This window comes from Pseudomonas sp. S3(2024), assembly GCF_036861315.1.
Taxonomy (GTDB): domain Bacteria; phylum Pseudomonadota; class Gammaproteobacteria; order Pseudomonadales; family Pseudomonadaceae; genus Aquipseudomonas; species Aquipseudomonas putida_A.
Genome location: NZ_JAZAQQ010000001.1, coordinates 760099 through 767393, shown reverse-complemented (window position 1 = coordinate 767393; position 7295 = coordinate 760099). Strand labels below are relative to the sequence as shown.

Genomic DNA, 7295 nt, shown 5'->3' with positions numbered 1-7295 from the left:
GGTGGCCCGCAGTTCCCCCCCCCCCGGGACGGTCAGGCAATGCGCGTCAGCATTCCACCCAGTTCACGGCCAGGCCGCCCCGTGAAGTCTCTTTGTATTTGTCGTGCATGTCGGCGCCGGTATCGCGCATGGTGCGGATTACCCGGTCGAGGGAAATGAAGTGTTTGCCGTCGCCGCGCAGGGCCATTTGCGTGGCGTTGATCGCCTTCACGGCGGCGATGGCATTGCGTTCGATACACGGCACCTGCACCAGGCCGCCGACCGGGTCGCAGGTAAGGCCGAGGTTGTGTTCCAGGCCGATTTCGGCGGCGTTTTCCAGTTGCTCCGGGGTCGCACCGAGCACTTCAGCGAGACCCGCGGCGGCCATGGCGCAGGCCGAACCGACCTCGCCCTGGCAGCCGACTTCAGCGCCGGAGATCGAGGCATTTTTCTTACACAAGATGCCGACCGCGGCGGCGCCCATGAAGAACGCGACCACGTCATCGTCAGACGCGTCCGGATTGAATTTCATGTAGTAGTGCAGCACCGCCGGAATGATCCCGGCCGCGCCATTGGTCGGCGCGGTGACCATGCGTCCGCCGGCGGCGTTCTCCTCGTTGACGGCGAGGGCGAACAGGTTGACCCACTCCATCGCCGACAGCGTCGAACTGATGACATTCGGCTTGCCGATTTCCAGCAGGCTGCGGTGCAATTTCGCCGCGCGGCGCGGCACGTTCAGCCCACCGGGCAGAATGCCTTCGTGGCGCAGGCCCTGTTCGACACATTCGCGCATCACCGACCAGATGTGCAGCAAGCCGTTACGGATTTCAGTGTCACTGCGCCAGGCCCGTTCGTTGGCCATCATCAATTCCGACACGCGCAAGTTGTGCTGCTTGCACAGGCTCAGCAACTCGGCAGCGCTGGAAAAATCGTACGGCAGCACCACGTCGCCGGCCGGCGCCACACCGGACTCGGCTTCCGCCGCTTCGATGATGAAACCGCCGCCGATCGAGTAGTACGTCTGGGTAAAGAGCTCGGCGCTTTCGCCAAAGGCTGTCAGCGACATGGCGTTGGGGTGGTAGGGCAGGCTTTCGTCCAGCAGCAGGAGATCGTGCTGCCAGTTGAAGGAAATTTCTCGCTGGCCGGCCAGCAGCAACAGGCCGCTTTCGCGCAGTTGCTGGATGCGTGGATCGATGGTCGCCGGATCGATGCTGTCCGGCCATTCACCCATCAGGCCCATGACGGTGGCGCGGTCGGTGGCGTGGCCGACACCGGTGGCCGACAGCGAACCGTACAAACGGATTTCCACGCGGCGCACATCGTTGAGCAACCGTTGATCGATCAGCGCCTGGGCGAAGGTCGCGGCGGCGCGCATCGGGCCGACGGTGTGGGAACTGGACGGACCGATGCCGACTTTGAATAGATCGAAAACACTGATAGCCATGCTAAACCCTTACAAGCAATGGAGTAGGAATCGCTGCCATTTTTTGTAGGACAAGCGCAATGTCGGCGATACTGCCTACGTCAGATCTACGTGACCAACGAAACTTCCTAAGAAAGCCTTTAGCAGGACTAAACGATGAGTCGTCAATTGCATGCCCAGACCTACGTCTGGCTGCAGGTGTTTTCCTGTGCCGCGCGGCACCTGTCGTTCACCCGTTGCGCTGAAGAGCTGCACATCACTCCGGGGGCGGTCAGCCAGCAGATTCGCCAACTGGAAGAGCGTCTGGGTTTTCGCCTGTTCCACCGACGAGCGCGGGGCGTGGAGTTGAGTGCGGAAGGCCAGCGGTTAGCGATTACCGTCAACGAGGCCTACGGCAGCATTGATGCTGAATTGCGTCGGCTGGATGCCGGGATGATCAGCGGGATTCTGCGGGTGCGTTCGATTCCGTCGTTCCTCAGCAAATGGCTGACCCCGCGCCTGCCGCGTCTGCAACAGCGTTATCCGGACATCCAGTTACGGCTGGTGGCCGAGGACAGCAGCGTGCCGTTGCACGAGGGCGATTTCGATCTGGCGATTGACCTGAATGACGGCAGCTATCCGGGGCTGTTATCCACAGCCTTGCTCGATGAGCAGATTTTCCCGGTGTGCGCGCCGAGTTTGCTGCGCGGGCGTCCGCCGCTGCATGGGCCGGCGGACCTGGTGCATTTCCCGTTGTTGCACGACATCACCGCCTGGCGGGGCAGTTATGAATATGCGGAATGGGAGTTTTATCTGAACGCGATTGGCTTTGAAGGCGCCGACGTACGGCGTGGGCACACGTTCAATCGCAATCACCTGACCATCGAAGCGGCGATCGCCGGTATGGGCGTGGCGATTGCCCGGCGCACGTTGCTCAACGATGAGCTGGAGCGCGGGACGTTGATTGTGCCGTTCGGCCTGTCGGTGCCCAACCACAAACGCTACGTGCTGCTGTATGCGCCGGGGGCCTTGAGCCATCCGGGCGTGCGCGCGGTGCATGACTGGCTGGTGGAGGAGGCGGGGATTTTCCGCAGCTTGCACCCGTTGAACGACGGGCAATTGTGAGCAGATTTTGCAGGGTTGCGAGGCGACCCAACTCCCGACCTTACCAGTGACTTGCTCGGTTGTCCGGCTTTTTTTGCGAATGAATATTTATCTTTTTTCAGGGGTTGAAATGTTCGTCGGTCGGGCCGATTGTTGTACCCAGGAGGTCAGGAAATCCAACTCAAGGCCTCTGGCGAGCTAGCTGAAATAAGGGATGAACTATGCAAATCCAAGTCAACAGCGATAACCATATTCAAAGCAGTAAGCGACTGGAGGAGTGGGTACGTACAACTATTGAGAGCACGCTCGAACGTTATGAAGAAGACCTGACCCGTGTCGAAGTCCACCTGAGCGACGAGAACGGCGACAAACCAGGTCCCCATGACTTGCGCTGCCAACTGGAAGCGCGGCCAAAAGGCCATCAACCGATTTCCGTCACCCAAAAAGCCGATTCGCTGGAACAGGCGATCGACGGTGCAGCCGAAAAACTGGAACACGCGCTGGAACACCTGTTTGGCAAACTGCGAGGCAAACCCCGCGCCGCCATCGTGCCGTTCAGCAAGGCGAATGACGCACTGCTGGAAGAAGAGTTCCTGGAAAACGAACAGGCAGCGATCAACAGTTGATGCGCTGATTTTTCAAGCCACCCAATGAGAACGGGCCTGCGCAAGCAGGCCCGTTTTTGTTTGGTCAATGTGCGGCGAGGGAGCTTGCTCCCGCCGGGCTGCGAAGCAGCCCCAAAACCTGCAACGCCGTTCAACAGTCAGACCGCATCAGCAAGATTTACGGCCGCTTCGCAGCCGAGCGGGAGCAAGCTCCCTCGCCACAGTTGTCAGAAAGCTACAGACGTCTGTACATACACCGTGCGCGGCTCACCCACGTACTTGCCCTTGTTGTTGTCATCGAACGAGCGGGTGAAATACTGGGTGTTGAAGATGTTCTTCACCCCCACCGCCACATTCAGGTCCGACAGTTGCGGGCCGAAGTCGTAACCGGCGCGGCTGCTGAACAGCATGTAGCCGGGGATCTTGCCGGTGCTGCCGTCGGCGCTTTCCTTGGAGGTGTTGGCATTGTCGGCGAACTGGTCGCTCTGGAAGCTGCTGTCGACGTTGAGCTTCCACGGCCCTTCGGTATAACCGACGCCAATCGTGCCTTTGTGTTTCGACGAGAACGGCACGCGATTGCCCTTGTTCGGCCCGTCTTCGCGGATGGTCGCGTCGACATAGGCATAAGTGGCGTACACATCGAAACCGGCCAGTGCCGGGCTCAAGTCATCCAGCGCGTAATTGACGCTGGTCTCGATGCCTTGATGACGGGTCTCGCCACGGGCAATCACCGAATCGTTGGTCTGGTTGCTTTCGTACTGGTTGTCGAAGTTGATCAGGAACGCACCGATTTCCGCGCGCAGGGCGCCGTTGTCATAACGGGTACCGAGTTCCCAGGTGCGGGCCTTCTCCGGCTTGACTTCGCCGCTGCTCACACGGTTAGGCATCTGACTGTATTGCACGCTGCCGAACGAACCTTCGGTGTTGGCATAAAGATTCCAGCTGTCGCTCAGGTGATAAAGCACATTCAGCGCTGGCAGCGCGGTGTTGTAGTCGCCCTTGTATTTGACGTCGGTCAGGTTGTTGGTCTGCTGCGACTCGATCATCTCGTAACGCACGCCCGGAGTGATGGTCCACTTGCCGATGTCGATGCGATCGTCGACGAACAACGCATTGGCTTCGGTGCCACCGCGGGTGTCGCGGTCGTTGCGGCTGTCGGTAGTCGGGTATTGGTTGCTGCTGATCGGCGTGCGATAGCGCAACTCGTGGCCGGCCTCGTTGATGTAGCGGTAACCGACGCCGACTTCATGGCTGGTCGGGCCGAGGTCGAAGCCTTGGGCGAAACGTGTTTCGAAACCGCGTACCCAATATTCGCGCGGTGACAGCGAGAGGAAACTGCCCTGATCCAGATAGCCGCTGCGCAGGGTCTTGGTGAAGAAAGTGTTGGCGGTGAATTCGCGGCGATCTTCCTGATAGCGATAGCCGAAGTTGAACATTGTGCGGCGACCCCAGAACTGGTCTTTCAGGCGCGTCGACTGGTACGGGTCAGCGTCGTAATCGGCAACGCTGAGGCCGCCGGGCATGTCGGCCTTGCCTTCGTAATACTGGGCCATGGCATTGAAGCTGTTGGTCTCGTCGAGCTGGTATTTGCCCTTGAGGATCAGGTCGTCGATTTCGCTGTCGCTGTGTTCACGCCAGTCACCGCCACGGGTGCCGGAGTAAAGCAGCGCGCCGCCCAGACCATTTTCGTTGGTGCCGCCGGCCAGCAGGTTGGCGCTGGTTTTGAAGCCGTCATGGCTCGACGACGGGCTGGTCTCCGTCTGGAAGCCACCCTTGACCGTCGGCGCGTCGGGAATGGCACGGGTCACGAAGTTGACCACCCCGCCGACGTTCTGCGGGCCGTAACGCACGGCGCCGCCGCCACGCACCACGTCCACGGCATCCATGTTGCCCATGCTGATCGGCGCAAACGACAACTGCGGTTGGCCGTACGGTGCGAACGGCACGGGAATGCCGTCCATCAGTACGGTCGAGCGCGCGGCCAGGCGCGGATTGAGACCGCGAATGCCGAAGTTCAGCGCCATGTCGTGGCTGCCGGTGCCGTTGTTTTCCGGGGCATTGACCCCGGGGATGCGGTTGAGCACGTCGCGCGCCTGAGTCGCGCCTTGACGTTCGAAGTCTTCGCGGCGGATCACATCGCGGGCGCCGGGGTGTTCGAACACGTTGACCTGCGTCGCTTCACCGAGCCAGTCACCGACGACTTTCGAGGTGTCCAGCTCCAGCGCCTTGTCGCCGACCGGTTGCAGGCTGAAGGCATTGTTGCCTTCGGCGCGGGCTTGCAGGCCGGTGCCTTCGAGCAATGCATCGAGACCTTGTGCGGCGCTGTAGCTGCCTTCGAGGCCACGGCTTTGCACGCCGCTGGTGATCTGCGAGCCGAAGGAAATCAGCACGCCGGCTTCACGACCAAACTGGTTGAGGGCGTTTTCCAGCGACGCCGGAGCGATGTGGTAAACCCTGGTTTCGGCGGCCATGGCCGGCAGAGCGCTGAAGCTCAGGCTGGCGCCCAGTATGAGGTTGCGCAGGCGACGGGCCAGTGGCGTGAGGCGGGTGGGGTGCATGAAGGGTGATCCTGAGAAGGTTGAATCAACGGGGCTTTCCTTCTCTGTCACGCCAGATCTGAAAAACGGCTCACGGTTTACGAATATTTTTTGCATGACTGATTTTGTGGCGAGGGAGCTTGCTCCCCGTTGGGGCGCAAAGCGGCCCCTGTATTGAGGGCCTGCTGCGCAGGCCAGCGGGAGCAAGCTCCCTCGCCACAGTTTTGTTTTAAACCCGCGCCTCTACGCTGACCCAATAGCGGGTAAACCGCCGTACTTTCACCGGCAGACTGATTTGCAGCAGATCAAGAATCCGCTCGCTGTCGTCCAGTGGATAGGTCCCGGAGATCAGCAGGTCGGCCACTTTCGCATCGCAATGCAACTGGCCGCGACGGTAACGCCCGAGCTCTTCAAGGAAGTCGCCCAGGCGCATGTGTGCGGCGATCAGCATGCCGTCGGCCCAGGCGCCGCTGTTGGCGTCCAGTGGCTTGGCTTCGCTGACTGAGGTGGCGCTGAAACTCAGCTGACGGGCAACGGGTAGCCACATCGGCTCGCGCCCGGGGCGGGTCAATTCGACCTGGCCTTCGAATAGCGCCACCTGCGTGCGATCGGCAAATTGCCGGACGTTGAGTCGGGCAGCACTGGTTTTCAACAGCCCTTGCGCCGTGCGCACTTCGAACGCTTGGGCGGTGCTTAGGAGGATCTCGCCTTCCAGCAAACGGATCAGCCGTTGCGTGCTGTCCACGTCCGCTGCGCTCGCGGTGTTGAGCTGCAACTGGCTGCCCGCACCCAGCGTAACCTTGCGGCGCTCCCCCAGCGGGCTGCGGTAATCGGCGAGCAGTGTCGGCAGTGGATTGTGCTCGCGCATGCCCCAGGTGACGGCAGAACCGGCACCGAGAAGCAGCAGCAATTTGAGCGCCTGACGGCGACTGGAAGACTTCTGCCCGTTCAACGCGGCATGGGCCAATGGCGAAGCCACGCCGCGCAAGCGCTGGTTGACCCGCTGCATGTGCTCCCACGCGCGACGATGTTCGCTGTGGGCGTCCAGCCATTGCTGCCAGGCTTGTTGCTGACGCGGGGAGAGCGTCCCCTGCTGCATTTCCATCAGCCAGTGCACGGCCTGTTCGGCCACTTGCGCAGAGAAATCCGGGACGCGGTTCATAGGGCGAAATAGCAGCGCAGGGCGGCTTTTTGCAGATGACGTTTGACCGTGGCCACGGAGATGCCCAGTTCGGCGGCGATTTGCGGATAAGTCAGGCCATCGACCTGCGCCAGCAAAAAGGCGCGCTTGACCAGACGTGGCAAGCCATCGAGCAGCTGATCCAGCTCGATCAGGGTTTGCAGGATGATCGCTTTGTCTTCTTCCGATGGCGCAACCATTTCCGGCATCTGCGACAGGGTGTCGAGGTAGGCGCGTTCCAGATCCTGACGACGGTAATGATTGAACAGCACGCGTTTGGCGAGGGTGGTGAGGAAGGCGCGCGGCTCAACAATTACCGATTGTTCACGTGCAGTTAGCACGCGGATGAAGGTGTCTTGCGCCAGATCCGCCGCGCTGTCCGGGCAGCCGAGTCTGCGCCGCAACCAGCCGGTGAGCCAGCTGTGGTGGTCGTGGTAGAGCGATTCGACGGGATGGGCGGACGACAAGGGTATTACTCCGGGCGCACG

General features: G+C 61.1%; 6 protein-coding genes. 2 read left to right on the top strand and 4 right to left on the bottom strand.

Annotated elements, in window-relative coordinates; all coding sequences use genetic code 11:
* Positions 1 to 46: 46 nt before the first annotated feature.
* Complete coding sequence (locus VLA07_RS03610; protein ID WP_333988421.1) at positions 47 to 1423, bottom strand: L-serine ammonia-lyase; 1377 nt, start codon at positions 1421 to 1423, stop codon at positions 47 to 49.
* 135 nt (positions 1424 to 1558) lie between these two features.
* Here VLA07_RS03610 and VLA07_RS03605 point away from each other — a divergent pair, with 135 nt between their 5' ends.
* The gene (locus VLA07_RS03605) at positions 1559 to 2506 is read left to right on the top strand and encodes a LysR substrate-binding domain-containing protein (RefSeq protein ID WP_007914183.1); all 948 of its coding nucleotides are present in this window, start codon (positions 1559 to 1561) and stop codon (positions 2504 to 2506) included.
* Between the two features lie 200 nt (positions 2507 to 2706).
* Positions 2707 to 3111, top strand: a complete 405-nt coding sequence (locus tag VLA07_RS03600; protein WP_333988420.1) for an HPF/RaiA family ribosome-associated protein — start codon at positions 2707 to 2709, stop codon at positions 3109 to 3111.
* 206 nt (positions 3112 to 3317) lie between these two features.
* On the opposite strand, the gene fecA is transcribed toward VLA07_RS03600, so the two are convergent.
* From fecA to VLA07_RS03585, 3 genes are all read right to left on the bottom strand, one after another.
* Positions 3318 to 5648: a TonB-dependent Fe(3+) dicitrate receptor FecA gene (fecA, locus tag VLA07_RS03595; protein ID WP_333988419.1), complete on the bottom strand. Its 2331-nt coding sequence runs from the start codon at positions 5646 to 5648 to the stop codon at positions 3318 to 3320.
* A 208-nt stretch (positions 5649 to 5856) separates the two neighbouring features.
* Positions 5857 to 6789, bottom strand: coding sequence for a DUF4880 domain-containing protein (locus tag VLA07_RS03590; RefSeq protein WP_247267882.1), 933 nt, complete (start codon positions 6787 to 6789; stop codon positions 5857 to 5859).
* Positions 6786 to 7274: a sigma-70 family RNA polymerase sigma factor gene (locus VLA07_RS03585; RefSeq protein ID WP_333988418.1), complete on the bottom strand. Its 489-nt coding sequence runs from the start codon at positions 7272 to 7274 to the stop codon at positions 6786 to 6788. The genes VLA07_RS03590 and VLA07_RS03585 overlap by 4 nt, the downstream gene beginning before the upstream one ends.
* Positions 7275 to 7295: the final 21 nt, after the last annotated feature.